This is a genomic window from Nonomuraea sp. NPDC004580 (assembly GCF_040609855.1).
GTDB lineage: Bacteria > Actinomycetota > Actinomycetes > Streptosporangiales > Streptosporangiaceae > Nonomuraea > Nonomuraea salmonea.
In genome coordinates this window covers 45,139-70,831 of the sequence record NZ_JBEXLH010000029.1, presented here as the reverse complement: position 1 = coordinate 70,831, position 25,693 = coordinate 45,139, and the positions used below count along the sequence as shown (strand labels likewise).

Genomic DNA, 25,693 nt, shown 5'->3' with positions numbered 1-25,693 from the left:
GGAAGCGCGGGCCGCTGCGGGGGAGTTCCACGCAGTAGGGTCTCCTGCGTGAGCGAAACTTCCGCCGAGGACCGGATCTGGACGGTTCCTAACCTGCTGAGCTTCCTGCGCCTCCTGGGCGTGCCCGTGTTCTTCTGGCTGGTTCTCGGGCCCAAGGCCGACGGGTGGGCCATCGGGATCCTCGCGGTCGCCGGTTTCACGGACTGGCTCGACGGAAAGATCGCACGGGCGTTCAACCAGACGAGCAGGCTGGGCCGGATCATCGACCCTGCCGCGGACAAGCTGTACGTGTTCGCCACCATCATCGCCCTGCTGCTGCGCGATGTGATCCCGTGGTGGCTGGTCGTGGTCGTCCTCGGGCGCGACGTCTTCGTCGCCTGTTTCGCCCCCATTCTTCGCAAATATGGCTATAAGGCACTTCAAGTGCATTTCCTGGGCAAGGCAGCCATGTTCAACCTCATGTACGCCTTCCCCCTGCTCTTCCTTGCCTCGCACTCCGGGTGGTATGCCGAAATAGCACGCATTGTCGGGTGGGCGTTCGCTCTGTGGGGAACGGGCCTGTACTGGTGGGCGGGGGCGCTGTATGTCGTACAGGTGCGTCAACTGGTAACGGCGGCCAGAAGGGGATGATCGGGTGAAGGCGGTCGTCATGGCGGGCGGGGAGGGCACTCGGCTGCGTCCGATGACCGCCAACCAGCCCAAGCCCCTGCTCCCTGTCGTCAACCGCCCGATCATGGAACACGTCCTGCGCCTGCTCAGACGGCACGGCGTGACCGAGACCGTGGTGACCCTGCAGTTCCTCGCCGCTCTCGTCCGCAACTACTTCGGCGACGGCGACGAGCTGGGCATGAGCCTGCAGTACGCCACCGAGGACGTCCCGCTCGGCACGGCGGGCAGCGTCAAGAACGCCGCCGACCGCCTGCGCGACGACCGTTTCCTGGTCATCTCCGGAGATGCCCTGACGGACATCGACTTATCGGACATGATCCGTTTTCATCGCGAAAAAGGCGCGCTTGTCACGATCGGCCTGAAAAGGGTCCCCAACCCGCTCGAATTCGGGATCATCATCGTGGACGAGGAGGGCCGGGTCCAGCGCTTCCTGGAGAAGCCCACCTGGGGCCAGGTCTTCTCCGACACCGTCAACACCGGCATCTACGTCATGGAACCCGAGATCCTCGACGCCGTCGCCACCGGCGAGCCCGTCGACTGGTCCTCGGACGTCTTCCCCGCCCTCCTCCATTCCGGCGCCGCCATCTACGGCTACGTCGCCGACGGCTACTGGGAGGACGTCGGCACCCACGACAGCTACCTCAAGGCCCAGGCCGACGCGCTGTCCGGCCGGGTCGCCCTCGACATCGGCGGCTTCGAGCTCTCACCCGGCGTGTGGGTCGCCGACTCCGCCTCCGTCGACCCCGACGCCGTGCTCAAGGGCCCGCTGCTCATCGGCGACTACGCCAAGGTGGAGGCGGGGGCCCAGCTGCGCGAGTACACCGTGCTCGGCAACAACGCCGTCGTGCGCGAGGGCGCCTTCCTGCACCGCGCGATCGTCCACGACAACGTCTACCTGGGGCCGGGCGCCCACCTGCGCGGCTGCGTCATCGGCAAGAGCACCGACGTGATGGCCGGCGCCCGCATCGAGGAGAACGCGATCATCGGCGACGAGTGCGTCATCGAGGCCGAGGCGTACGTCTCCAGCGGCGTCCGCGTCTACCCGTTCAAGACCATCGAGGCCGGCGCGGTGGTCAACACCAGCGTCATCTGGGAGTCGCGCGGCCAGCGCAACCTGTTCGGCCCGCGCGGCGTGAGCGGTCTGGTGAACGTCGAGATCACCGCCGAGCTGTGCGTCCGCCTGGCCAGCGCGTACGCCACCACCCTGAAGAAGGGCGAGTACGTCGTCACCTCCCGCGACTGCTCGCTGGCGGCCAGGGCGCTCAAGCGGGCCGTCATCGGCGCGCTCACCGCGGGCGCCATCAACGTCCTCGACCTGGAGGCCGCGCCGCTGCCCGTCACCCGCTTCCACACGGCCAGGGTGTCGGCGGCCGGCGGCATCGCGCTGCGCACCACCCCCGGCGACCCGCAGAGCGTGGACATCGTCATCATGGACGACCGCGGCGCCGACCTGCCGCCGGCCGCCCAGCGCAAGCTGGAGCGGGTCTTCTCCCGCCAGGAGTTCCGCCGCGCCTTCCCCGGCGAGATCGCCGAGCTGACCTACCCGGCGCGGGCGGTCGAGGACTACACCCACGAGCTGCTGCGCCACGTCGGCGTGAGCGGCGTCAGGGACATGAAGGTCGTCGTCGACTGCGCGGGCGGCACCTCATCGCTGGTGCTGCCCACGCTGCTGGCCAGGGTCGGCGTCGAGGTGCTCACGGTCAACGCCAGGCTCGACGACGTCTCGCCCACCGAGACGCTGGCCGAGCGCCGCCGCGACCTGCAGCGCCTGTCGGAGCTGGTCAGCTCATCAAGGGCGGCGTTCGGGGTGCGGTTCGACCCGGTGGGGGAGCGCATCGCCCTGGTGGACGAGCAGGGCCAGCTCATCAGTGAGGAACGCGCCCTGCTCGTCGTGCTCGACCTGGTGGCCGCCGAGCGGCGGGGCGGCCAGGTGGCGCTGCCGGTCACCACCACCAGGGTCGCCGAGCAGGTCTGCCGCTTCCACGGTGTCCAGGTGCGGTGGACCCCCACCGCACTCGACGCGCTCACCTCCGCCGCCGCGGGGCCCGACATGATCTTCGCCGCCGACGGGCGCGGCGGGTTCGTGGTGCCCGAGTTCAGCCCGGCCATCGACGGGCTGGCCGCGTTCATGCGGCTGCTCGGGCTGGTGGCCCGCACCCGGCTGTCGCTCAGCCAGATCGACGCGCGCATCCCGGAGGTCAGGCTGCTCAGGCGGACGGTGCCGACGCCGTGGGCGGCCAAGGGCGCGGTCATGCGCTCGGTCATCGAGGCGGCCGAGGCCGAGCCCGACGGCCACCGCGTCGACACCACCGACGGGGTGCGCGTGGCGCGCGACGACGGGAGCTGGGTGCTGGTGCTGCCCGCCGCCGCCGAGCCGGTCACCGACCTGTGGGCCGAGGCGGGCGACATGGACGGCGCCCAGGCCCTGCTCGAACGCTGGGCCCGCGTCGTCGAGCGGGCGGCCGGGTGACGCCCTCACGCAGAGTGATCGGAAAGTGTTCGCCGATGACGTGCCCAGAGAGTGCCGCAAGATCGTAATGTAGAAACGCGCGGCGGCATGGACCACGGGGCGGGGGCGGCGGTAACTTTATCTGCGTCCGAACCACAGTGCAGCGCCCCGCCTTGACCTTTGCCGCTGATCAGCGTAAGTTGCGGCATTCGCAAACGTGAAAAAGCGAAGCGAGGCGCGCCCAGAGCACCGTCGCCGCGTCTTCGCGGTAGGAGGCCGAGCCGATCGATGCCGAGCGTCTACTGCACGCAGTGCGGGCACGCCAACCCCGAGGATGCCCGTTTCTGTTCCCGTTGTGGGTCGCCGCTGACCAGACCCGAGGTCGCCGGGGACACCACCTCGACGATCTCCATAGCGGGAATCGAGGCGTACGAGGCTGAGACCGGTGACATGCTCCTGGCGGAGCGGGCGATCGTCGAGCAGCTCCCGCCCGGCGCGGCGTTGCTCACGGTGACCAGGGGCCCCAATCAGGGGAGCCGCTTCCGGCTGGACAAAGACCTCACCACGACGGGGCGCCATCCCGAGAGCGACATCTTCCTCGACGACATCACGGTCTCGCGCCGCCACGTCGAGTTCTACCGCCATCGCGGCGGCCAGTTCTCGGTGCGCGACGTGGGCAGCCTCAACGGCACCTATGTCAATCGGGAACGCATCGAGGAGGTTCCTTTGCACTCGGGAGACGAGGTGCAGATCGGCAAGTTCCGCCTTCTCTTCCTGATGCGGGGCAACTCCGGCGTATGACTTCTCAGGCGGCACGCTCGCACATGAGCATCGGGGAAGTGCTCGCGCTCCTGCAGGGCGAGTTCCCCGACGTGACGATCTCCAAGATCAGGTTCTTGGAGGGCGAAGGGCTGATCGAGCCCGAGCGCAGCCCCTCCGGCTACCGTAAGTTCACGCACCTGCACGTCGAGCAGCTGCGCTTCATCCTGACCGAGCAGCGCGACCACTACCTGCCGCTGCGTGTGATCAAGGACAAGATGGCCGAGAGCTTCGGCCGCCCGCGCGCGGTGCAGCAGGCGCAGGAGGTCAAGCTCAGCAGGGCCGAGCTGCTCGAGGCGGCGGGCATCGACGACGAGACGCTCACCGAGCTGGAGGACTACGGCCTGCTGGTCCCCGTGGCCAGGCGCTACGACGAAGAGGCGCTCAAGGTGGCCCGCACCGTGGGCGCCCTGGCCAGGTTCGGCCTGCACGCCCGTCATCTGCGGGCGGTCAAGGCGGCGGCCGAGCGCGAGGCGGGGCTGGTCGAGCAGACCGTCGCCCCGATACTCAAACGGCGCCGCCCCGGAGCCATCGGCGAGGCCGACGAGGTGGCCCGCGAACTGTCCACTCTCCTGCTCGACCTGCACGCATCCCTTGTGCGCACGGGGGTGCGGTCGGTCCTGGGTCGTTGATACCGGAGCGAGCTGGGAGGCGAGGGCACATTCCAGGCCCACTGGGTGTTACGTTGAATTGAACCAGTCAGCAGAAGCGATGTTCGAAGAGCTGTGCCGGGTGACCGGTCAGGAATACGGAGCAGCCCGTGTTGCAGATGGAGGTCGTGGGCGTTCGAGTTGAAATGCCCACAAATCAGCCGATCGTCTTGCTCAAGGAGGCACACGGGGAGCGGTTCCTGCCTATATGGATCGGCATGACCGAGGCCACGGCCATCGCCCTGGCCCAGGCGGAGGAGCCGCCGCCGCGGCCGCTCACCCATGATCTCTTCCGAGACGTGCTGAGCGCCCTGGGTGTCGGCCTGCGCGCGGTCAACATCGTCGCCCTGCGCGACGGCATCTTCTTCGCCGATCTGGTCTTCTCCAACGGCGTGGAGGTGAGCGCGCGGCCGTCCGACTCGATCGCGCTCGCCCTGCGCACGGGGGCGCGCATCTTCGCCAGCGAAGAGGTCGTCCAGGAGGCCGGGGTGATCATCCCCGACGACCAGGAGGACGAGGTGGAGAAGTTCAGGGAGTTCCTTGACACGATCACTCCCGAGGACTTCGGCAGGGCGGGGTAGGTATTTCAGTGCATTTACGCTTCACGACGCGCCGAGCCGGATCGTTGACTGAGCATGGTCACGGTCCTACGGTGCAAGTGAAACCCGTGGCCGCCCTTTTACGAACCCCCAGATCAGGCCGCGGGATGAGAGAAAGCCGGAGGTCCGCGTGGCGGTCAGCAGCGGCGAGGGAAAGACGGCCGGCCAGGAAGATCCGGTGCGGCGCGAGAGCGCGCGGCAGCGTGCCGGGGAGCAGGGTCTGCTCTTCGACGAGCAGCCGACGGCGCTGCCGGACGACATCGGATACCGCGGGCCCACGGCCTGCGCCGCGGCCGGCATCACCTACAGGCAGCTCGACTACTGGGCGCGCACGGGCCTGGTGGAGCCCACGATCAGGGCCGCGCACGGCTCGGGCTCGCAGCGGCTCTACAGCTTCCGCGACATCCTGGTGCTCAAGGTCGTCAAGCGGCTCCTCGACACCGGGGTGTCGCTGCAGCAGATCCGTACGGCAGTCCAGCACCTGCGTGACCGCGGGGTCGCCGACCTCGCCCAGATCACGCTCATGAGCGACGGCGTCAGCGTCTACGAGTGCACCTCGGCGGACGAGGTCATAGATCTTCTCCAGGGCGGGCAGGGCGTGTTCGGCATCGCGCTCGGCCGGGTCTGGCGGGAGGTCGAGGGCTCCCTCGCGGAGCTGCCGGGGGAACGCGCGGCGGTCGAGGACACCGTCCCGGCCGACCACCCCGCTGACGAACTGGCCCGCAGGCGGCGCGCCCGCCGCATCGGCTGACCTGATCCCGTCTCTCACGTTCGCGCCGGGTTCCACGCTGCCCAGGACAGGGCACGCACCGGCGCGAAGCGGCGACGGAACGTCACCCGGGGTCCGGCCCTCACCGCCGGACCTGCGGTGAGGTGCGCCCGGAACGGCGGGTGCGGTGCACGGCAATCCCGGCTTACCGTAGTAATCTAGGACAGCAAGGCTGACGACCCCGTGCGGGAGAGTCCCCGGTCCTCACGGTCCGGGGCGCCGAAGGAGCAACCCTCCCCGGAATCTCTCAGGCAACCGGTACCGCTCGGGCGAGGCAACTCTGGAAAGCAGGCGCGCCCGCCAGGCGTGCCTCACCGACGGTGCAAGCCCTGCGCAGGGGTGAAGCTCTCAGGTCGCGGCGCACCACGTGGGGCCGCGCTGACAGAGGGGGAGATCCGGCACTCGCCCGCGCCCCGGCGCCGGTCTCCGTAAGCCTCGGGAGGCACACCCCATGACCGATCTGTCAGCTCCGCCGTTCTCGTCCAGGCATATCGGCCCCTCCGAGCCCGAGCAGCAGCGCATGCTCGAGGCCGTGGGCTTCGAGTCCGTCGCCGACCTCGTGGCCGTCGCCGTGCCCGAGTCGATCAGGGTCAAGGACCGGCTCAAGCTGCCCGCCGCCATCGGCGAGGCCGAGGCCATCGCCGAGCTGCGCGCCCTGGCCGGCCGTAACCAGGTGCTCACCTCCATGATCGGCCTGGGCTACCACGACACCGTCACCCCCGCCGTCATCCGCCGCAACCTGCTGGAGAACCCGGGCTGGTACACCGCCTACACGCCGTACCAGCCGGAGATCTCGCAGGGCCGGCTCGAGGCGCTGCTGAACTTCCAGACCGTCGTCTCCGACCTGACCGGTCTGCCCGTCGCCGGCGCGTCCCTGCTGGACGAGAGCACCGCCGCGGCCGAGGCCATGACGCTGGCCCGGCGGGCCGGCAAGAGCAAGAGCGACGTGTTCGTCGTGGACGCCGACGCGCTGCCGCAGACCAAGGCCGTGCTCGCCACCAGGGCGGAGCCGCTCGGCATCACGCTCGTCGAGCACTCGCTGGACGGTGAGCTGCCCGAGTGCTTCGGCGTCCTCGTGCAGTACCCGGGCGCCTCCGGGCGGCTGCGCGACTTCCGCGCCGTGGCCGCCGCCGCGCACGAGGCCGGCGCGCTCGTCGTGGCCGCCGCCGACCTGCTGGCCCTGACGCTCATCACGGCCCCGGGCGAGCTGGGCGCCGACATCGCCGTCGGGTCCTCGCAGCGCTTCGGCGTGCCGTTCGGGTTCGGCGGGCCGCACGCGGCGTACATGTCCGTACGCGAGGGGCTGCAGCGCCAGCTCCCCGGCCGCCTGGTCGGCGTGTCCGTGGACACCGACGGCGACCCCGCGTACCGGCTGGCCCTGCAGACCCGCGAGCAGCACATCCGCCGCGAGAAGGCCACCAGCAACATCTGCACCGCCCAGGTGCTGCTGGCCGTCATCGCCGGCATGTACGCCGTCTACCACGGCCCCGAGGGCCTGCGCGGCATCGCCCGCCGCGTGCACCGCCACGCCACCGCCCTGGCCGAGAGCCTCAAGGGCGCCGGCGTCGAGGTCGTCCACGGCGAGTTCTTCGACACCGTGCTCGCCCGCGTGCCCGGCAGGGCCGCCGAGGTCGTCGCCGCCGCCGCCGAGCGGGGCGTCAACCTCTGGCAGGTGGACGCCGACCACGTCTCCGTCGCCTGCGACGAGAAGACCGGCGCGACCGAGCTGGCCGCCGTACGCGCCGCGTTCGGCATCACCGGCGGCATCACCGGCGGCGTCACCGGCGGCGTCACCGGCGGCACGGAGCCCGAGCAGGCCCCCGACGCGCTGCCCGCGTCCCTGCTGCGCGAGAGCGACTACCTCACCCACCCCGTCTTCCACCAGCACCGCTCCGAGACCGCGATGCTGCGCTACCTGCGCAGGCTCCAGGACAAGGACATCGCGCTCGACCGGTCCATGATCCCGCTCGGCTCCTGCACGATGAAGCTGAACGCGACCACCGAGATGGAGCCCATCACCTGGCCGGAGTTCGCGGCCGTGCACCCCTACGCCCCCGAGGCGCAGTCCGAGGGCTACCGCGAGCTGATCGGCACCCTGGAGAGCTGGCTGGCCGAGGTGACCGGCTACGACGCCGTCTCCATCCAGCCGAACGCCGGCTCCCAGGGCGAGTTCGCCGGGCTGCTGGCCATCCGCGCCTACCACCGCGCCAACGGCGAGGGCGAGCGCGACGTGTGCCTCATCCCGTCCTCCGCCCACGGCACCAACGCCGCCAGCGCCGTCATGGCCGGCATGCGGGTCGTCGTCGTGGCCTGCGACGACGACGGCAACGTGGACCTGGCCGACCTCGACGCCAAGATCGGCAAGCACCGCGGCGCGCTGGCCGCGATCATGGTGACGTACCCGTCCACGCACGGCGTCTACGAGGAGTCCATCACCGAGGTCTGCGCCAAGGTGCACGAGGTCGGCGGCCAGGTCTACGTCGACGGCGCCAACCTCAACGCCCTCGTCGGCCTGGCCAAGCCGGGCGAGTTCGGGGCCGACGTGTCCCACCTCAACCTGCACAAGACCTTCTGCATCCCGCACGGCGGCGGCGGCCCCGGCGTCGGGCCCGTCGCGGTCCGCGCCCACCTGGCCCCCTACCTGCCCGGCCACCCGCTGCGCGGCGGCACGCCGGTCGGGCCCGTCTCCGCGGCGCCGTACGGGTCGGCGGGCATCCTGCCCATCTCGTACGCGTACGTCAGGATGATGGGCGCCGAAGGGCTCACCGCCGCCACGCAGCAGGCCATCCTGTCGGCGAACTACCTCGCCCGCCGGCTGGCCCCGCACTACCCGGTGCTCTACACCGGCCGCGGCGGCCTGGTCGCGCACGAGTGCATCATCGACCTGCGGCAGATCACCAAGGAGACCGGCGTCACCGTGGACGACGTGGCCAAGCGCCTCATCGACTACGGCTTCCACGCGCCGACCATGTCGTTCCCCGTGGCCGGCACGCTGATGATCGAGCCCACCGAGAGCGAGGACCTCGCCGAGCTCGACCGGTTCGTCGACGCCATGATCGCCATCCGCGGCGAGATCGCCAAGGTGGCCTCCGGCGACTACGACAAGACCGACAACCCGCTGCGCAACGCGCCGCACACGGCCGAGTCGGTCAGCGCCGACGAGTGGCCGCACCCCTACAGCCGCAGCGAGGCCGCCTACCCGGTGCCGTCGCTGCGCGAGGGCAAGTACTGGGTGCCGGTACGCCGCATCGACCAGGCCTACGGCGACCGCAACCTGGTGTGCTCCTGCCCGCCGCTCGAGGCGTACGAGGACTGAGCGACTCCTGGCGGGCGGGGCTCCCACCCGCCCGCCATGCGCAGGGCGTCAAGTGAGCAGACATGATCGCTCGAAGTCGTTAGGCTCAGGGCGACCGTCCCCACAAGGAGCTCCGTTGACGTCCTCAGAGCTGGAGACCTCACCTCTCGACACCGCCCGCCGCCTGGCCGAACGCGGCGACCTCGACGCCGCGGCGGCCATCCTCGGCGAGCTGGCCGGCGACCCCGACGAGCCCGACAGGGCTCAGGCCGCCGTGGGCCTCGCCGTCGTGCTGGAGCAGCGCGGCGACGTCGAGGCCGCCAGGAAGGCCGCCAGGACCGCGCTGGCCACCGGCCATCCCGAATACGCCGCCCAGGCCGCCTGCCACCTCGCCCAGGGGTTCGAGCGCGAGGAGCGCGACGAGCAGGCCAGGGCCGCCTGGCAGGCCGTGCTGGGGGTCGGCACGCCCGCGTACGTGCCGCTCGCCCACCTCGCCCTGGCCCGGCTCGCCGTCCGCGACGGCAACCTGGAGGAGGCCGAGAAGGAGCTGCGCGCGGCCATGGAAGCCGGCATGCAGGCGGGGGACGAGAGGGTAGGTGCGCACGCCGCCCAGCGGCTCGCCGACCTGATGGTCGAGCACGGAGAGCCTGGGGCGGCGGCCGAGGTGCTGCTGGACGCCCTGGAGTTCGCGCCTGAGGACGAGGTGCCGGGGCTGCGGGTGCAACTCGGCATCGCGCATCTGGAGCTCGCCTGCGCGGAGTTCGCCGAGAGCGTCGAAGGCGGCGCCGACGCCCAGACCAGCGCCCTCGCCATCGAGCTCCTGGCCCGCACACTGCCGTTGCGCGGGCGGGCGGACGACGCCGACCGGGTGTGGACGTACGGGCTGGAACACGAGAACGAGGCCCTCGCCGCCGAAGTCCGCCTCCGCTACCACCGCGACACCTGATCCCCGCTGAGAGCGGCTCAGGCTCGCCGCCCGACGACCGCGACCCCCGCGTCCGGTAACGGGCGGCTCAGCGGCGGAGGATGCGCGGCGTGCGGCCCCGGTCTGGTTGCGGCGTTCGGTGGCGCTTGAGCAGCGGCCCGGTCACGGGCATGGTCAGCGGCGGCGCATGACGGCTGCGGCGGCTGCCACGTTGACGACGACGATCGCGAGCCAGGCGACCACCAGGCCATAGCCGCCCGCGGTCGCGCCTGCGACGCCGGTCAGGGGGATGCCGAGGGCCAGTGAGCCGAGGACGATCGGGACCATCGGCGCGGCCGGGCTGGTCCGCTTCCCTCCGGGAACGGCGTCGTGCCGTTCGAGCTCGGCGTGCACGCGGTGGGCGATGGTGGCGTCGAGGCGCTCGACGAACGCGTCGATGAGCGCGGCCTCGTACTCCGGGCCCAGATCACGACGAGCTTCGAGCGTGGCCTGCAAGTCGTCCCGGAGGGATTTGTCTGGCATGAGATCCATGATGCTCCCATCTCGGCGCGCCGTCATCCGACCTGAGAGCTAGCGCGGGATCCTTCGCAGGTACGGTGCTGCCATGCAGGTGATGACCCCGAGAGGGCCGGCGCTGGCCGAGATCGACGAGGCCGGCGACCCGCGGCTGCTGCTGGTGCTGACCCACGGCTCGGCCGGCACCGTGGACGCGCCCGACCTGCTGGCCGTGCGCTCGGCGGCGCTGGAGGCCGGGGCGACGGTGGTCCGGGTGACGCAGGCGTTCCGGGTGGCGGGGGCGCGGGCGCCCGGCTCGCCCGCCCGGCAGGACGAGGCGTGGGAGGTCGTCCTGGACGAGCTGCGCAAGCGCCTGCCGGACCTGCCGCTCGTGCAGGGCGGGCGGAGCAACGGGGCGCGGGTGGCCTGCCGTACGGCGAAGGCCGTCGGCGCGGCCGCCGTGGTGGCGCTGGCCTTTCCGCTGCACCCGCCGGGCAAGCCCGAACGTTCCCGCGCCGACGAGCTGCGTGCGGCCGGGGTGGACGTGCTGGTGGTGAACGGCGACCGCGACCCGTTCGGTGTGCCCGACGCGGCGGACGCGACCCGGCTGGTGGTGCTGCCGGGGGAGGGGCACGACCTGAAACGGGACCCCGCCCGGGTGGGCGAGATCGTCGCACACTGGATCACCCGATACGCCTAGCCCTCGGGAGCCACGTACGGGCTGCTGATTCTTCGACGGAGGCGGCGCCCAGGCCGGAGGGTCGGGCGCTCGTTTCGCTGTCCGTGAGGGCGGGGTGGCGGCCGGGAGGTGTGGTCACTCGGCCGGCCGCTCGTCGCCGTGCCTCAGCGGGTTCGGCCGCGCCTCGGCGGGCCGGTGGCGGTGGTGCCGGGGGCGGCGTGCCCCGGCGCCCGGCTTCAGGTCAGGCCGCGCCTACGACAGGGCGGTGCGGGGCGATGGCGGTGCCGCTGGGCAGGAGCTCGCCGGTGTCCTCGAACAGGACGACGCCGTTGCAGAGCAGGCTCCACCCCTGTTCGGGGTGGCTGGCGAGGGTGCGGGCCGCTTCGCGGTCCGGCGCCTCGGCATCCGGACAGGCCGGGTCGTGCGGGCACATCGGCGTGCCTCCGATATCTCGTGGGATGCTCCCGTGATGGAGGGGCGGGAGCCGGCTCGGGTAGTTGTGCTGGCAAGTGTGCGACCTGAGTCACACGTTTCGACATAGTCCGTTAGGACTGTTACAGGAGGGTCCCCGAACCGTGTGACCTTCGACACAGCGTGCCTTATGCAGGATAACCGGCCAAGCGTGCCACGCGCATCACGTTTGCAAACCCTTGAGAAGAGCGTCGAGTCCGCGCTCGAAGTCCACATCGGCTCTTTCGTCCCGCCTGACCCATTCATCGACTTCGGGGTCCGCCCAGCCTGACTGCTGCACCTCGACCGCCACACTGCCGAAGACGAAGGCCCGCAGCGCGCGTACGGCCTCGGCGGCGTCGGGCAGGCCCGCGTCGGTGAGCTGGTCGATCTGCTCCCTGATCGTGATCATGGTGGCGCCCTTGGGCGGCTTGGTGAGCGCGAGGGCCAGCACGCCGGGATGGTCGCGCAGCAGCTCCCTGCTCGCCCGGCACCACGCCTTGGCCGTCTCCTGCCAGGTCGGGCCGGGCTCGACGTGGACGGCCGTGACGTGCTCGGCCAGCGCGTCCATCAGCGCCTCTTTGCCCCGGGGCAGGTGGTGATAGATGGCCATCGCCTCGACCTGCAGCGCGTCGCCCAGGCGGCGCATCGTGAGGCGGCGCAGGCCCTGGCTGTCGGCGATGTGCAGCGCGGCCTCGATGATCCGCTCGCGGGAGAGGGGGACCGGAGGTCTCTTGGCGGGCATGGTGATCATCTTACTATGTAAAGGCGCTGGCGCCGGGGCGATTTCCGCACGTGTCGCGGGACGGCGTACCCTTGGCGGTTGAACGAGTACCGACAGCGTGAAAGGGCCGGGTCGATGGCGTTTTTCCGTCCGCGGGTGAGCCGGGAGGCAGAGGTTCGCTACCACGCGGACCAGGAGATAGCCAAAAGCTTCCCCGAGTTGCTCGGCAAGGCCAGGGAGGCCGAGCGCACGCTGCAGGAGCTGCGGGCCGCCGACGCCGACGAGGTGGAGCTGCGTGCCGCGGGGCTGGCCTTCGACCGCGCGCTGACCGAGGCGCTGCGTGCCGCCGAGGCGGGGCAGCGGGCCACGTTCGGGGTGAAGGCCTACGACGACCGCATCGCCCGGCGCAAGGCCAAGGCGACGCCCGCGGGCGCCATGTGGACGGCCGAGGTCAACCGGCTGCGCACGCTGCGCGAGGAGAACCGCCTCTGGGGCATCCCGCGCGTCCCGTCGCGCGTCCCCGCCGCCCGCTGACTCTCCCACGGCCCTGACGCTTCCGCCGCCCGCGGCGGGTGCTCCGTCAGGCGACGGTGCGGGCCGTGAACGACGAAGAGCCCCGGTGGATCACCGGGGCTCTTCGCTGAGCCCGCCCGATCAAGCAGCGGGCGGGTGGTGCCGGTCCGTCTGATCGAGCCGGGCGGGTGGTGCTAGCTTGCCCAGTCCAGGAGTGGGCGGGTGTTGCTGGGGTGGCGGAGCTTGGAGAGCGACTCCTTCTCGAGCTGGCGGATTCGCTCCCTGGTCAGTCCCAGGTGCTTGCCGATCTCGTCGAGGGTGTGCGGCTTGCCGTCCACGAGGCCGAAGCGCAGGGCCATGATCTTCGACTCGCGCGGCGAGAGGTTGTCGAGCACGCCGCGCAGCTGGTCGCCCAGCAGCTGGCGGTCGACGATCTCCGACGCCTCGGGGGAGTCGACGTCCTCGATGAGGTCGCCGATCGTGGTCTCGCCGTCCTCGCCGATCGTCGCGTTGAGCGAGATGGGCTGCCGGCTGGTACGCAGCAGTTCCTCGATCTGGTCGGGCGTCTTGTCGAGCTCGACGGCCAGCTCCTCCGGCGTGGGCTCGCGGCCCAGGCGCTGGTGCATGTCACGCTCGACCCGCGACAGCTTGGACAGCATCTCCAGCACGTGTACGGGCAGCCGGATCGTCCTGGCGGAGTCGGCGAAGCCGCGCTGGATGGCCTGCCTGATCCACCACATCGCGTACGTGGAGAACTTGAAGCCCTTGGTGTAGTCGAACTTCTCGACGGCCCTGATGAGGCCCAGGTTGCCCTCCTGGACGACGTCCAGCAGGGACATGCCGCGGTCGGTGTACTTCTTGGCCACCGACACCACGAGGCGCAGGTTGGCCTCCAGCATGTGGTCCTTGGCCTGCTTGCCGTCCTCGACGACGAGGTGGAGGTCCTCGCGCATGGATTCGGGCAGGTCGGGCTGGGTCTCCAGCTTGTACTCGGCGTACAGGCCGGCCTCGATGCGCCGGGCCAGCTCGACCTCCTGGGCGGCGGTGAGCAGGGTGCGGCGGCCGATGGACTTGAGGTAGGTGTGCACCGAGTCGCCCATGACGGACGCGGTGTCGTCCAGGTCGAGCGGCTCGTTGTCGGCGTCGTGGTCCTCCCCGTTGACGGCACCGTTGACGGCAGCGTTGACGGCACCGTTGATGGCGACGTCCTCGGGGACGTCCTCCATGTGCTCCGGCTTGGGCTCGGGGGCCGTCTGCGTCTTCGCGGAGGTTTTTGCCTCGCCGGCCTTACGGCCGGTAGTCTTTGCCCGCGAGGTGCTCTTCCTGGTGGTGGCCTTCTTGGGCGTGGGGGCGATGGTGCTGAGCGACGGCTCGTTCTCGGCGGCCAGGCTCACGCCGGCCTCTGAGAGTTCGCGCAGGATCGTGCGGCCTTCAGAGGGGCTGATACCGGCCTTGGCGAAAGCGTCACGCAGCTCCGCCAGAGAGAGGTGACCCTGGTTTCGCCCTCGTTCAATGAGCTGGTCGAGAGTTACGGGTGGGGTCGCCACGGCGGTTCTGGGCATGAGGACACCTCCTCCGTACGGAGTGGAAGCGATCAGGCAGGTTGTGGTGGGGCGGGTTCGCGTCCGCACGGCGCACCAGTATCAATAACGCCAATCGCCGTCATTTGTTCCCGTGCGCAGTGATGCGGGGTGAAAAGGGGCGGATCGCCCACATAGCCAACCGCCCCGACCCTGGTCTTATTCCGGCAGGCCGGCGATCTCTCCCGCCTCGACCTCGCCGGAACGGCGCCCGCCCGGCGCCGCGTCACTGGTCTCCAGCTTGCCCACCTCGGGCATCGGCATCGGCTGGGCGTCCTCCATCCGCTGGTCGCTCCAGTATCTGAGCACCTCGCGGGGGTCGGGGTTGACCTCTGTGGAGACCACGACGCCGTCGGTGGTCTCGGGACGCGGCTGCTCGCCGGACGGTGTCGCCTTCTCCACCACGGCTCGGGTCTCCCTCGCGACCTGGTCGAGCTTGCCCGCCGAGGCGGCCGCCGCGACAGAGGCACCTCCGACGACGATGACGCCGACGACGGCCGCGGATGCCCACATCTTGCGGGTCTGGTCCATGAAGGCTCCTTCCTTCTCCCCCACTATGACGCAGCCGCAACTCGTCAGGTTCCTGCCCTCAGGCGTACCAGATCGGTCTTTCCGTTCGGCAGCAGGGGCAGCCGGGACATCAGCCGCAGGTCGCGCGGGGCAGCGTGAGGAGGCAGCCTATCGCGGCAGAATGCCCGCAATTGCGAAAGTGTGGGGGGCGCGCCGGGGTCGGCGGGGACGATGACGGCGGTGACCAGCTCGCCCCACTCAGGGTCGGGTACGCCGATCACGGCCGCGTCGGCCACCTCCGGGTGGGCGGCCAGGACGGCGGTCACCGTGGCGGCCACCACCTTCTCGCCCCCGGTGTTGATGACGTCGTCGGCGCGGCCCAGCACGCGCAGCCGCCCGCCGGCCAGCTCGCCGAGGTCGGAGGTGACGAACCAGCCGCCGTCGAGCGGGGCGGGCGGCCGGTCGAAGCGGTAGCCGGAGAACAGCACCGGGCCCGCGATCCTGATCAGGCCGTCGTCGCCGATCTTGAGGTCGACGCCGTCGAGCGGCCGTCCGTCGTAGACGCAGCCGCCTGAGGTCTCACTGCTCCCGTACGTCGTCACCACCCGGGCGCCCAGCTCACGCGACCGGTCGAGCAGGCCGGGACGGGGTGCGGCGCCGCCGAGCACGATCGACTTGAACACCGACAGGTCGGCCCCCATCTCGACCAGCCGGTGGAGCTGGGTGGGGACCATGGAGACGTGGTCGGCGCCGGAGTCCAGCACCGCGTGGGGGTCGAACGAGGAGTGGATCACCGGCTCGCTGCCGGAGAGCAGGGCGCGTACCAGGACTTGGAGGCCGGAGACGTGGGCGACGGGCAGGCAGCACAGCCAGCGCTCGCCCTTGACCGCCCCGACGCGGCGCAGCGAGGCCGTCGCCGAGGCGCGCAGGGCGGCGGCCGAGAGCAGCACGCCCTTCGGGGCGCCCGTGCTGCCGCTGGTGGAGATCACGACCGCCACGTCGTCCGGCACCCCGGCGCCGTCGTCGCGGGGGACGCCGCCGACGTGGGTGGGCCGCAGCGCCTCGATGGCGGGCCCCTCGTGGCCGGGGACGAGCGGGAGCACGGCGGGCCCGTCGCCCGTCAGCGCGGCGCGGATCGCCGCGAAGAGAGCAGGTCCCGGAGGCTGCACGATGGCATGCAGCGGACGGTCCGGATGCGACGGGTTCCTCCACATGCTCGTAAGGTTAATGGCGACAGGTCGGACAGCAGGTGCAGGGAGGGTCGTGACGCGTTCCCCCGTGGTCTGCCGGACCGCGCGGCTTCCCGGGCAGACCGTCAGGCCCCACCTGCCGTCGCCGATCCCGGCACGCACGCGGCTTCCCGGCCGGTCCCTCAGTTCCGGTGCGCCGGCGCGCACGCTGCTTTCCTGCCGGTCCCTCAGGTCCGCTGCGCCGGCACGCACGCTGCTTTCCGGGCGGATCGGCTGGTGCCGGGTGCCGTGGTGGGTGGCGGCGGGGTTACGGGCGGTTCGCCGTTCCTCGGTGAAATTTCGTGATTTGTCGTCATTTGAGTTTGAATCTCCCCAGTGGCTCCGCCGGAAGCAGGAGGCGTCCCGTTGAACCCCGCTACCGCGCTGGCCACGGTGCTGGTCGATGAGCTGGTGCGCTGCGGCCTGACCGACGTGGTGCTGGCGCCAGGCTCGCGTTCGGCACCGCTGGCCATGGCACTGCACGCCGAGTCGCGGGTGCGCCTGCACGTCCGCATCGACGAGCGCTCGGCGTCGTTCCTGGCGCTGGGGCTCGCCAAGCGCTCAGAGCGGCCGGTCGCGCTCATCTGCTCGTCCGGCACCGCCGCCGTGAACTTCCACCCGGCCGTCGTCGAGGCCGCCGAGTCGGGCGTGCCGTTGCTCGTGCTGACCGCCGACCGCCCGCCCGAGCTGCGCGGCACCGGCGCCAACCAGACGATCGACCAGCTCAAGCTGTACGGCTCCGCGACCCGCTGGTTCGCCGAGGTCGGCGTGCCCGAGGACCGTCCGGGCCAGGTCGCCTACTGGCGTTCGCTGGCCTGCCGCGCCTACCAGCGCGCCGCGGGGGCGGGCAACCCCGGCCCCGTCCACCTCAACCTGGCCTTCAGGGAGCCGCTGATCCCCGACGGCGACACCCAGTGGTGCGAGCCGCTCGACGGCGGCGCCAACGGGCCGTGGGTACGGGCCAGGGTCGCGCCCCCGCCCATCGCCCTGCACCTGCCGCCGACCAGGCGCGGCGTGCTCGTGGTCGGCGACGGCGCCGCCAACGTGCGCCGCTACGTCGCCGCGGCCGGCATGGCGGGCTGGCCGGTGCTGTCGGAGCCCAGCGGCGGCGGCCGCTACGGCGACCACGCCATCTCCACCTACCACTACCTGCTCGGCACGCCCGAGTTCGCCGACAGCCACCGGCCCGACGTCGTGGTGACGCTCGGACGTCCAGGGCTGTCGCGCCCGCTGCTGTCGTGGCTCGCGCGGGCGGGCGAGCACATCGTGGTCGCGCACGACCTCGACCGCTGGCCCGACCCGACCCGCTCGGCCACCCAGGTGGCGCAGGCCGTGGAGATCCCGGTCGCCTCCGGCGACGACAGCTGGCTGCACGCCTGGCGGCAGGCCGACCTCGCGGTCAGGTCGGTCATGGACGAGGTGCTCGACCTGACCGGCACCAGCGAGCCGCGCCTGGCCAGAGACCTCGTCGACGCGCTGCCGAACGGCGCCCTGCTGTTCTGCGGGTCCTCGATGCCGATCCGCGACCTCGACCAGGCGATGCGGCCCAGGCGAGGCATCCGGTTCATGGCCAACAGGGGCGCGTCGGGCATCGACGGGCTCGTGTCCACCGCCATGGGGGCCGCGCTGGCGCACAACGGGCCCTCGTACGCGCTGATGGGCGACCTGTCGTTCCTGCACGACCAGAACGGGCTCATACTCGGGCCCCGCGAGCCGCGGCCCGACCTGTGCCTGGTCGTGGTCAACAACGACGGGGGCGGCATCTTCTCGCTGCTGCCCCAGGCGGCGGTGCGGGATCCGTTCGAGCGGGTCTTCGGCACGCCGCACGGAGTGGATCTCGGGTATGTGGCGGCCGCCACCGGCACGCCGTACACGCTCGTCTCCGACGTCGGTGAGCTGCCCAAGGCGCTGCGGGGGGAGGGGCCGCGCATCGTGGAGGTGCGTACGGACCGGGAGGAGAACGCGCTCGTGCACGCCCGCCTGCGCGAGGCCGCCCAGGACGCCGTGCGGGCCTTCCTCAGCTCCTGAGGCCCGCTCGCTCCCCTCGGCGGGTCACTTGGCGAGGGCGTCGAGGAGGCGGTTGAGCGGGCCGTCGATGCCCCAGCGGTCGGCCAGGGCGACCAGGGCCTCCGCGTCGCGGGGCTTGGACGGCAGCGTCAGGTCGGCGTCGGGCAGCGGCGCGTCCTTGGCCACCTCGACCACCGCCGGGGCGACGCGCAGGTAGTCGCGGGCGGCGGCCAGGCGGGTGCGGCTGCCGGCCGGGAAGCCGTCGGTCTCGCCCGCGTCGAGCGCGTCGAGCAGCCCGGTGAGCGAGCCGAACCGGGTGATCAGCGCGGCGGCGGTCTTCTCGCCGACGCCGGACACGCCGGGCAGGCCGTCACTGGGGTCGCCGCGCAGGGTGGCGAAGTCGGCGTAGGAACGGCCGGGGATGCCGTATTTGGCCGTGACGAACGCCTCGTCCGCGATCTGCAGGTTGCGGATGCCGCGCGCGGTGTAAAGGACGCGGACCGGGCGGGAGTCGTCGACGAGCTGGAACAGGTCGCGGTCGCCGGTCACGATGTCGACCGCGCCGCCGGCCTGGGCGGTCAGCGTGCCGATCACGTCGTCTGCCTCGTAGCCGGGCGACTCGAGGCGGGCGATGCCGAGCGCGTCGAGCACCTCCTGGATGACCGCGATCTGCGGCACCAGCGCCTCTGGCACCACCTCCGTGTTGCCGTGCGCCACCCGGTGCGCCTTGTACGTGGGGATCGCCGCCACCCTGAACGCCGGCCGCCAGTCGGCGTCCATCGTCGCCGCGAGCTGGTCGGGCGCGTGTTGGCGGACGAGGGTGGCGATCATGTCGATGAGCCCGCGTACGGCGTTGACGGGCGACCCGTCGGGAGCCTTGATCGACTCGGGGACGCCGTGGAAGGCGCGGAAGTAGAGGGACGGGGTGTCCAGAAGCATCAGCACGCGACCCATGCTGCCACCCCGCACCGACATCCGGCCCACCCCAGCTCACCGGTGTTCAGGCGTCGAGGATGCCGACGGCGACGAGGCAGGCGTCGTCCTCCGGGTTCGGGCCGCCGATGTCGGTCAGGAGGGCGTCGAGGCCGTCGTCCAGGTCGTGGGCGGACAGCCGGCGGGCGGCGGCCAGCACCAGGTCCAGGCCCACGTCGATGTCGCGGACCCGCCGCTCGACCAGCCCGTCGGTGAACATCAGCAGCAGGTCGCCGGGCAGCAGCCGGGTGGTGGCCAGCTCGTACGGGCTGCCGGACGCCGCCCCCAGCAGCACCCCTCGGGGCTTGGCGAGCTGGCTGGCCACCCCGTCGCGTACCAGGATCGGCGCCAGGTTCCCCGCCTGCCCCCAGGCGAACACCCGGGTCGCCGGGTCGAGATGGCCCACGATCGCGGTGGCGGTGGTGTCCTTGAGCTGGTGCATGACCAGCTCGTTCAGCCAGTCGAGCAGCCGGTTGGCGGCCTGCCCCGTCATCGCCAGGCCGACCAGGGCGTGGCGGAGCTGGGCCATCCGGGAGATCGCCGGCAGGCCGTGCCCTGAGACGTCGCCGATGGTGAGCAGCAGCCGGCCGTCGGGGGCGGGCGCGGTCTCGAACCAGTCGCCGCCCAGGTTCGCGGTCTTCTCGGCGGGCACGTACCGCACGGCGACCCTGGTGTGCGGCAGGTCCAGGCAGCCGACCGGCGCGGGCAGGATAGCCTCGCGCAGCGCCAGAATCACGTGCCGCTCCTCGGCCGCCTGCTCGCGGGCCTCCAGGAGCTGGCGGCGAGACTCGGAGACCATGCGCTCGGCGCGGCGGCGGCCGGTGATGTCCTGGATGACGCCGTGCATGCCGATCGTGCCGCCGGGGCCGGGCAGCGGTTCGAGCACGACGCGCAGGTCCCGTACGTCCCCGGCGTCGCGGCGGATGCGGAACTCGGCCTGCACCGGCTCGACGCCCTGCACCACCGACCACAGCAGCCGGTCGAGCGTGGCCACGTCGGCGGGATCGACGTGCTCGGCCAGGTCGGGCAGTGCGATGGGACCGTCGTCGGGGTCGCGGCCGAAGATCACGTAGACCTGCTCGGACCAGGTCGTCTCGCCCGTGTGCAGGTGCCACTCCGCCCAGCCCATGTTGCCCAGCCGCTGGGCGTGCGCCAGCCGTACGGCGAGCATCTCGGCCTCGCTCTCGTGCCCGAGCAGCTCGGCCGCGCCTATGACGTCGACCATGGTCTCACTCTCGAAGCGCAGGGAACTGGACAATTGGCCCCACAATACGTGATCGACCGTGAACGTGGAGTAGCCATGAGATGCGGCGTGGTGAGACCTTTTCGCGGATTTTAGGCGGTGCACGTACGAGTAGATTGGGCCTGTGACGTCCTCAGATCTGTATCCCGTGTCCCGTCTCGCCGCCGTCCAGGAGGCCACCGCCAAAGCCGGTCTCGACGCCCTGCTGCTCACGCCGGGGCCTGACCTGCGTTACGTCAGCGGCTACGACGCCAAGCCGCTGGAGAGGCTGACGTGCCTGGTGGTGCCGGCCTCGGGCGAGGCGTACATGATGGTGCCCCGTCTCGAGCTGCCCGCCGCCGAGGCGTCGCCGGCGTCCAGGCTGGGGCTGGAGTTCGTGGCGTGGGACGAGACCGACGACCCGTACGCGATCGCCGCCGCCCGCCTCGGCCGCCCGGCCAAGGTGGGGCTGGCCGACCGCATGTGGGCCATGTCGTCGCTGCGCTTCCGCGAGGCGCTGCCCGGCACCGAGCAGGTGCTGGCCGGCAGCGTGCTGCGGGAGCTGCGGATGCGCAAGTCGCCCGCCGAGGTGGCGGCGCTGCGGCAGGCCGGCGAGGCCATCGACGGCGTGCACCGGCAGGTGCCCGGGCTGCTGCGCGCCGGGCGCACCGAGCGCGAGGTGGCCAGGGACATCGCCGAGGCCATCCTCGCCTCCGGCCACGCCACCGTCGACTTCGTCATCGTCGCCTCCGGGCCCAACGGCTCCAGCCCGCACCACGACGTGTCCGACCGGGTCATCCAGGCCGGCGAGCCCGTCGTGGTGGACATCGGCGGCGCGCTGCACAACGGCTACTGCTCCGACTCCACCCGTACGTACAGCGTGGGCGAGCCTCCGGCCGAGTTCGCCGCCTACTACGAGGTGCTGCGCCAGGCCCAGGACGCCGCCTGCCGCGCGGTGCGGCCCGGCGTGTCGTGCGAGTCGATCGACGCCGCCGCCCGCGACGTCATCGCCGCCGCCGGCTACGGCGACTACTTCGTCCACCGCACCGGGCACGGCATCGGCATCGAGACGCACGAGGAGCCGTACATCGTGGCCGGCAACGGCGAGCCGATGGAGCCCGGGTTCGCGTTCTCCGTCGAGCCCGGCATCTACCTGCCCGGCCGCCACGGCGCGCGCATCGAGGACATCGTGGTCTGCACCGACGGCGGCTACGAGCGGCTCAACGACACGCCGCGCGAGCTGGTCGTCGTCTGACGGGCGTGTTCCAGCAGGTCACGTACGCCACCAGGCCCGGCTCCGCGCGTCCCAACGAGGACCTCGTGGTCGCCGGGCCGTCCTGGATCGCCGTGCTCGACGGCGCCACGGCCGCGCCCGGCGTCGGCAGCGGGTGCGTGCACGACGTCGCCTGGCTGGTGGGGCGGCTCGGCGGGGCGCTGGCCGCCGGGCTGTCCCGCGACGCCCCTGATCCGCTCGCCGTGGTCCTGGAACGCGCCATCGAGGCCACCGCCGCCGCCCATGCTCCTTCCTGCGACCTCGCCAACCCCGACTCCCCGTCCGCCACCGTGGCGCTGGTGCGGGTGCGCGAGCGGCTGGAGTACCTCGTGCTCGGTGACTCGCCGGTCGTGCTCTCCCTGGCCGGGGGCGGGGTGCGGGTGGTGTCGGACGACCGGCTCGAGCGGCTGCCCGGCGGGCGGCCGTACAGCGTGGAGCTGGTACGCCGGTTGCGCAACGCGCCCGGCGGGTTCTGGGTCGCCGCCGCCAGGCCCGAGGCCGCCCGGCAGAGCGTCACCGGCGACCTTCCCGCCCGCGACGTGCGCGGGGCCGGAGTGTTCACCGACGGGGTGTCCCGGCTCGTCGACTGGTACGGGTGGCGCTGGGAGACCGTGCTCGGCCTGCTCGCCGGGCGGGGACCGGACGCGGTGATCGCCGCCGTACGGGCGCTGGAGAGCGAGCGGGGACCCGTACGCGGGAAGCGCCACGACGACGCCACCGCCGCCTGGGGGCTGCTGCGCCGGCCCGCCTGATGACGTGGTGTATCAGGTGCTCGCACCGCCGCTCTGGGATGGCGAGGGCGGCGGAGGGAGTTCGCATGTTCGTCGGCAGGACGCGGGAGCTCGCCCTCCTGCGCGGGGAGCTGCAGGCGGCCCTTGCGGGGGCCGTCAGGATCGTGGCCGTCGAAGGGCCGGAGGGGATCGGCAAGACCGCGCTCATCCACGAGGCCCTGCGTTCTTCGGCGCCTGGCGGGGAGGCGGGCGCGAAGGGCATCAGCACGCCGGCGGTGAGCGGCGCCGAGGGCGTCGGCGCGCCGGCGGTGAGCAGCGCGGTGAGCGTCAGCACGCTGGCGGTGAGCGGTGCCGAGGGCGAACGCGGGCTCCGGCTCGGCGTCGTGCGCCAACTCGCGTATGAGGCCGCTCACGTTTTGGGCGTCGGGCCGCTCGATGCGGGTGCCTTCGAGGGCGGGGCGGCCCTTGCCGCGCTCGCCGGCGCGGGCGTCGTCGCTCCTCAGGACCGTTTCCGTGCGGGCCGTACCAGGACTCCTGGCTCTGGGCGCTGCGGTGCAGGTGCCGCCGGGGAGATGGTGTGCGCGGCTCTTTCGCGGGTGGCCGAGCGGGGGTGCGTCGTGGTCGTGGACGACGCGCAGTGGGTTGATCGGGCGTCGTTGCGGGCTCTCGCGTACGTGCTGCGGCGCCTGCGGGCGGGACGGGTCCTCGTCATCGTCGCGTGTCGCGATGTTTCCGACCCGTGGCTGCCTGAGGGGCTGCGCCGGTCGCTCACCGGCGACTCCACCCTGCGCCTGACCCTCGGGGGCCTGACGCCCGACGCCCTCGCCGCCCTGCTCTCGTGGCCGGAGGCCGGGGCGAGCGCGGGTGCGGTCCCTGAGCGCAGCCGCCCGTCGGAGCGGCTCGGGGCGGGGGCGGTGCGGCGGTTGTGGGAGCACACCCTGGGCAATCCGCTGCACGTCAGTGAGTTGCTGGGCACGCTGCCCCACGGCATGCTGGACGATCCCGGGGCGCGGTTGTCTGCGCCGGTGACGTACCGCAGGGGCTTCGAGCGGCGGCTGCGCGCCTGCGGGCCCGACACCGCGCGGCTGGTGGCGGCGTGCGCGGTGCTGGGCGGGCCGACACCGCTGCACGTGGCCGCGACCGTGGCTGGGACTGTGGCTGGGACTGTGGCTGGGACTGTGGCTGAACCTGTGGCCGACGGCGGCGCTGGGGGTGTCGGTGTGCCGCTGGAGGCTCTGGAGGAGGCCGTGGCCGCCGGGCTGCTGCGGGAGGTGGGTGGGCGGCTGGTCGACTTCCCGGAGCCGCTCGCCAGGGCGGCGGCCTACGACGGCATCGGGCCTGTCGCCAGGGCCCGCCTGCACCTGGCAGCCGCAGGGGCGGCCGACGACACCGGTGCGGCGTTGCGGCATCGCGCCGCCGCCGCGTTCGGGCCGGACGGGGAGCTGGCCGAGGAACTGGCGGGGTTCGCCGGCAAGGCCGCGCAGCACGGGCTCTGGCGGGAGGCCGCCGCCCATCTCGACCTGGCCGCCGGGCTCACCGAGCCGGCCGGGAGGCGCGACGAGCGGCGTACGGCCGTCCTGGAACATGTGCTCATCGGCGGCGACGTGCTGCACGCCGCCCGGCTCGCCGCCGCGCGCAACACCGACCCGCGCCCCGCCCGCCGGTACGTGCTGGGCCGGCTCGCCCTGGCCGCCGGGCGCTTCGAGGCGGCGTACGAGCTGCTGTCCGAGGCGTGGCGGCACGCCGAGCCGGGGCACGCCGCCGACGTCGCCGAGCAACTGGCCTGGCTGCACCTGGTGACAGGCGACCCCGTGGAGGCGGTGACATGGGCCCGCCGGTCGATCGACCAGCCCATCCAGAGCCCGGCCGCCCGCCCTCACGACGTCATGGCTCTGGCCCAGGCCCTCCCATGCGTCGCGTCGCCCGAGGCAGGCCTGGCGTCGGACGACGGGCTGGCCGGTGCGGTGGCGTCGCTCCAGCAGGGAGCGGTGGGTGCGGCTGGGAGTGCGCTCAGGCGGGTGGTGGGGGCGGCCGGGACCTTGGCGCAGCATCGGCTGCTGGCCGCCGGATTGCTGGCCGTCGCCGATCACGGGATGGCGCGATGGGATGAGGCGGTGGCCGCGGCCGAGGATGCTCTCGCCGAGGCCACGGCGCTCGGCCAGCGCTGGCTGCTGCCCCTGCTGGAGGTGGCCTGTGTGGCCCCGCTCGCGGCCAAGGGCGAGCACGAACGGGCGCTCGCGCACGCCACGTCCGCCGCCACGACCGCCCGCGGGATGCGGCACGCCCTGGGAGAGCGGCAGGCCGAGCTCGCCCTGGCCTCGCTCGGCGCGGGCACGCTCCCGGAGGGCGAGTGCGGTGACCCCGGGTGCGGGGCGCTGTTCACGCCCGACCCGCGGCCTGGACGCATCGAGGCCCTCGTCGCCGACGGCCGGGTGGAAGAGGCGGAGCGGCTGCTCGCCGCGTACGAGAGACACTCTCAGGGCCGGCCGGGCGGCACGGAGCGCGTGCCCGCCTCAGGCCGGCGCCGCGCCGAGGACCGGCCGGGCGGGGCGGAGCAAGTCCTTGCTGCGGACGAAGGTCGGGTGGGTGCTGAGGTGGGGCGGTTGCGGGGGTTGATGCTCGTGGCCGGGAACGTTCCAAAAGAGGCGGAAGCGGAGTTCTCGCGGGCGTTGGGGATGGCGGCGGGGGTGTGGCCGTTCGAGGAGGGCAAGGTGCTGCTCGACCTGGGACGGCTGCTGCGGAGGACCGGGCGGCGGCGGGCGGCGGCCGAGCGGCTGGGGGCGGCTCGGGAGATCTTCCAGCGGCTCGGCGCGCGGTCGCGGGCCGAGCGGTGTGCGCACGAGCTGGAGGCGTGCGGGCTGGAGCCGCCCGCCACCGTACGGCTGGGGCTCACCCCGCAGGAGCTGAGCACGGCCATGCTGGTGGCCGGTGGGCTGACGAACCGGCAGATCGCCAGGAAGCTGCTCATCAGCGTCAAGACCGTGGAGTACCACATCGGCAAGATCTATACGAAACTCGGCATCGGCTCCCGCGTCGCCCTGACCGCCGAACTTCACGCGGCTGGCTTGGGGGAGAGGCGAACGCGCCCGCCCGGCCAGGCAGCTGATACCTTGATCGATACCGCGTGATCATG

Annotated in this window: 22 protein-coding genes and 1 riboswitch; of the genes, 14 read left to right on the top strand and 8 right to left on the bottom strand. The window is 72.2% G+C overall.

The genetic code is table 11. From position 1 onward, the window contains the following. Positions 1–48 precede the first annotated feature (48 nt). The 8 genes from ABZW11_RS27170 to ABZW11_RS27135 all read left to right on the top strand — a co-directional run bounded on the left by ABZW11_RS27170 (position 49) and on the right by ABZW11_RS27135 (position 10,196). The gene (locus ABZW11_RS27170; protein ID WP_355422550.1) at positions 49–630 is read left to right on the top strand and encodes a CDP-alcohol phosphatidyltransferase family protein; all 582 of its coding nucleotides are present in this window, start codon (positions 49–51) and stop codon (positions 628–630) included. Between the two features lie 4 nt (positions 631–634). Further along, the gene (locus ABZW11_RS27165) at positions 635–3,139 is read left to right on the top strand and encodes a mannose-1-phosphate guanyltransferase (protein WP_355422547.1); all 2,505 of its coding nucleotides are present in this window, start codon (positions 635–637) and stop codon (positions 3,137–3,139) included. Positions 3,140–3,406: 267 nt separating this feature from the next. Then, a complete protein-coding gene (locus ABZW11_RS27160; protein WP_345403567.1) occupies positions 3,407–3,919 on the top strand; it encodes an FHA domain-containing protein in 513 nt (170 codons plus the stop codon). A 23-nt stretch (positions 3,920–3,942) separates the two neighbouring features. Beyond that, positions 3,943–4,569: a MerR family transcriptional regulator gene (locus tag ABZW11_RS27155; protein WP_355422543.1), complete on the top strand. Its 627-nt coding sequence runs from the start codon at positions 3,943–3,945 to the stop codon at positions 4,567–4,569. Positions 4,570–4,697: 128 nt separating this feature from the next. Then, complete coding sequence (locus tag ABZW11_RS27150; protein WP_090771501.1) at positions 4,698–5,168, top strand: bifunctional nuclease family protein; 471 nt, start codon at positions 4,698–4,700, stop codon at positions 5,166–5,168. A 148-nt stretch (positions 5,169–5,316) separates the two neighbouring features. Further along, complete coding sequence (locus tag ABZW11_RS27145; RefSeq protein WP_345403573.1) at positions 5,317–5,937, top strand: MerR family transcriptional regulator; 621 nt, start codon at positions 5,317–5,319, stop codon at positions 5,935–5,937. Positions 5,938–6,131: 194 nt separating this feature from the next. Beyond that, a riboswitch (glycine riboswitch) is annotated at positions 6,132–6,229 on the top strand. Between the two features lie 177 nt (positions 6,230–6,406). Next, positions 6,407–9,271: an aminomethyl-transferring glycine dehydrogenase gene (gene gcvP / locus ABZW11_RS27140; RefSeq protein ID WP_355422540.1), complete on the top strand. Its 2,865-nt coding sequence runs from the start codon at positions 6,407–6,409 to the stop codon at positions 9,269–9,271. Between the two features lie 115 nt (positions 9,272–9,386). Continuing rightward, positions 9,387–10,196, top strand: coding sequence for a tetratricopeptide repeat protein (locus tag ABZW11_RS27135; protein WP_355422537.1), 810 nt, complete (start codon positions 9,387–9,389; stop codon positions 10,194–10,196). A gap of 153 nt (positions 10,197–10,349) precedes the next feature. Here ABZW11_RS27135 and ABZW11_RS27130 read toward each other — a convergent pair whose 3' ends face one another. Next, positions 10,350–10,697 (bottom strand): hypothetical protein, encoded by a 348-nt coding sequence (locus ABZW11_RS27130; protein WP_355422534.1) that lies wholly within the window; start codon positions 10,695–10,697, stop codon positions 10,350–10,352. A gap of 82 nt (positions 10,698–10,779) precedes the next feature. On the opposite strand from ABZW11_RS27130, the gene ABZW11_RS27125 reads away from it, so the two are divergent. After that, positions 10,780–11,370: an alpha/beta family hydrolase gene (locus ABZW11_RS27125; RefSeq protein ID WP_355422531.1), complete on the top strand. Its 591-nt coding sequence runs from the start codon at positions 10,780–10,782 to the stop codon at positions 11,368–11,370. A gap of 220 nt (positions 11,371–11,590) precedes the next feature. Here ABZW11_RS27125 and ABZW11_RS27120 read toward each other — a convergent pair whose 3' ends face one another. Further along, positions 11,591–11,782, bottom strand: a complete 192-nt coding sequence (locus tag ABZW11_RS27120) for a DUF5999 family protein (protein WP_043616949.1) — start codon at positions 11,780–11,782, stop codon at positions 11,591–11,593. Between the two features lie 201 nt (positions 11,783–11,983). Further along, positions 11,984–12,544: a TetR/AcrR family transcriptional regulator C-terminal domain-containing protein gene (locus ABZW11_RS27115; protein WP_355422528.1), complete on the bottom strand. Its 561-nt coding sequence runs from the start codon at positions 12,542–12,544 to the stop codon at positions 11,984–11,986. 135 nt (positions 12,545–12,679) lie between these two features. On the opposite strand from ABZW11_RS27115, the gene ABZW11_RS27110 reads away from it, so the two are divergent. Beyond that, entirely contained in the window at positions 12,680–13,057 is a 378-nt protein-coding gene (locus ABZW11_RS27110) for a hypothetical protein (RefSeq protein ID WP_355422526.1), read from the top strand. 173 nt (positions 13,058–13,230) lie between these two features. Here the strand turns inward: ABZW11_RS27110 and ABZW11_RS27105 are convergent, their stop codons facing one another. The 3 genes from ABZW11_RS27105 to ABZW11_RS27095 all read right to left on the bottom strand — a co-directional run bounded on the left by ABZW11_RS27105 (position 13,231) and on the right by ABZW11_RS27095 (position 16,340). Beyond that, entirely contained in the window at positions 13,231–14,598 is a 1,368-nt protein-coding gene (locus ABZW11_RS27105; RefSeq protein ID WP_355422524.1) for an RNA polymerase sigma factor, read from the bottom strand. Positions 14,599–14,775: 177 nt separating this feature from the next. Further along, the gene (locus ABZW11_RS27100) at positions 14,776–15,147 is read right to left on the bottom strand and encodes a hypothetical protein (protein ID WP_355422521.1); all 372 of its coding nucleotides are present in this window, start codon (positions 15,145–15,147) and stop codon (positions 14,776–14,778) included. 44 nt (positions 15,148–15,191) lie between these two features. Continuing rightward, on the bottom strand, positions 15,192–16,340 hold the full coding sequence (locus tag ABZW11_RS27095; RefSeq protein ID WP_355422518.1) for an AMP-binding protein: 1,149 nt from the start codon (positions 16,338–16,340) through the stop codon (positions 15,192–15,194). A gap of 381 nt (positions 16,341–16,721) precedes the next feature. Between ABZW11_RS27095 and menD the strand changes: the two genes are divergently transcribed. Next, the gene (gene menD, locus ABZW11_RS27090; RefSeq protein WP_355422516.1) at positions 16,722–18,383 is read left to right on the top strand and encodes a 2-succinyl-5-enolpyruvyl-6-hydroxy-3-cyclohexene-1-carboxylic-acid synthase; all 1,662 of its coding nucleotides are present in this window, start codon (positions 16,722–16,724) and stop codon (positions 18,381–18,383) included. A gap of 24 nt (positions 18,384–18,407) precedes the next feature. Here the strand turns inward: menD and ABZW11_RS27085 are convergent, their stop codons facing one another. Further along, positions 18,408–19,301: a 5'-3' exonuclease gene (locus tag ABZW11_RS27085; RefSeq protein WP_355422619.1), complete on the bottom strand. Its 894-nt coding sequence runs from the start codon at positions 19,299–19,301 to the stop codon at positions 18,408–18,410. A 61-nt stretch (positions 19,302–19,362) separates the two neighbouring features. Continuing rightward, on the bottom strand, positions 19,363–20,559 hold the full coding sequence (locus ABZW11_RS27080) for a SpoIIE family protein phosphatase (protein WP_355422513.1): 1,197 nt from the start codon (positions 20,557–20,559) through the stop codon (positions 19,363–19,365). A 142-nt stretch (positions 20,560–20,701) separates the two neighbouring features. On the opposite strand from ABZW11_RS27080, the gene ABZW11_RS27075 reads away from it, so the two are divergent. The 3 genes from ABZW11_RS27075 (at position 20,702) to ABZW11_RS27065 (ending at position 25,688) form a co-directional block, all read left to right on the top strand. Next, on the top strand, positions 20,702–21,811 hold the full coding sequence (locus ABZW11_RS27075; protein WP_355422510.1) for a Xaa-Pro peptidase family protein: 1,110 nt from the start codon (positions 20,702–20,704) through the stop codon (positions 21,809–21,811). A 5-nt stretch (positions 21,812–21,816) separates the two neighbouring features. Next, positions 21,817–22,581, top strand: a complete 765-nt coding sequence (locus ABZW11_RS27070) for a protein phosphatase 2C domain-containing protein (protein ID WP_355422508.1) — start codon at positions 21,817–21,819, stop codon at positions 22,579–22,581. A 65-nt stretch (positions 22,582–22,646) separates the two neighbouring features. Continuing rightward, positions 22,647–25,688, top strand: coding sequence for a LuxR family transcriptional regulator (locus ABZW11_RS27065; protein WP_355422505.1), 3,042 nt, complete (start codon positions 22,647–22,649; stop codon positions 25,686–25,688). Positions 25,689–25,693: the final 5 nt, after the last annotated feature.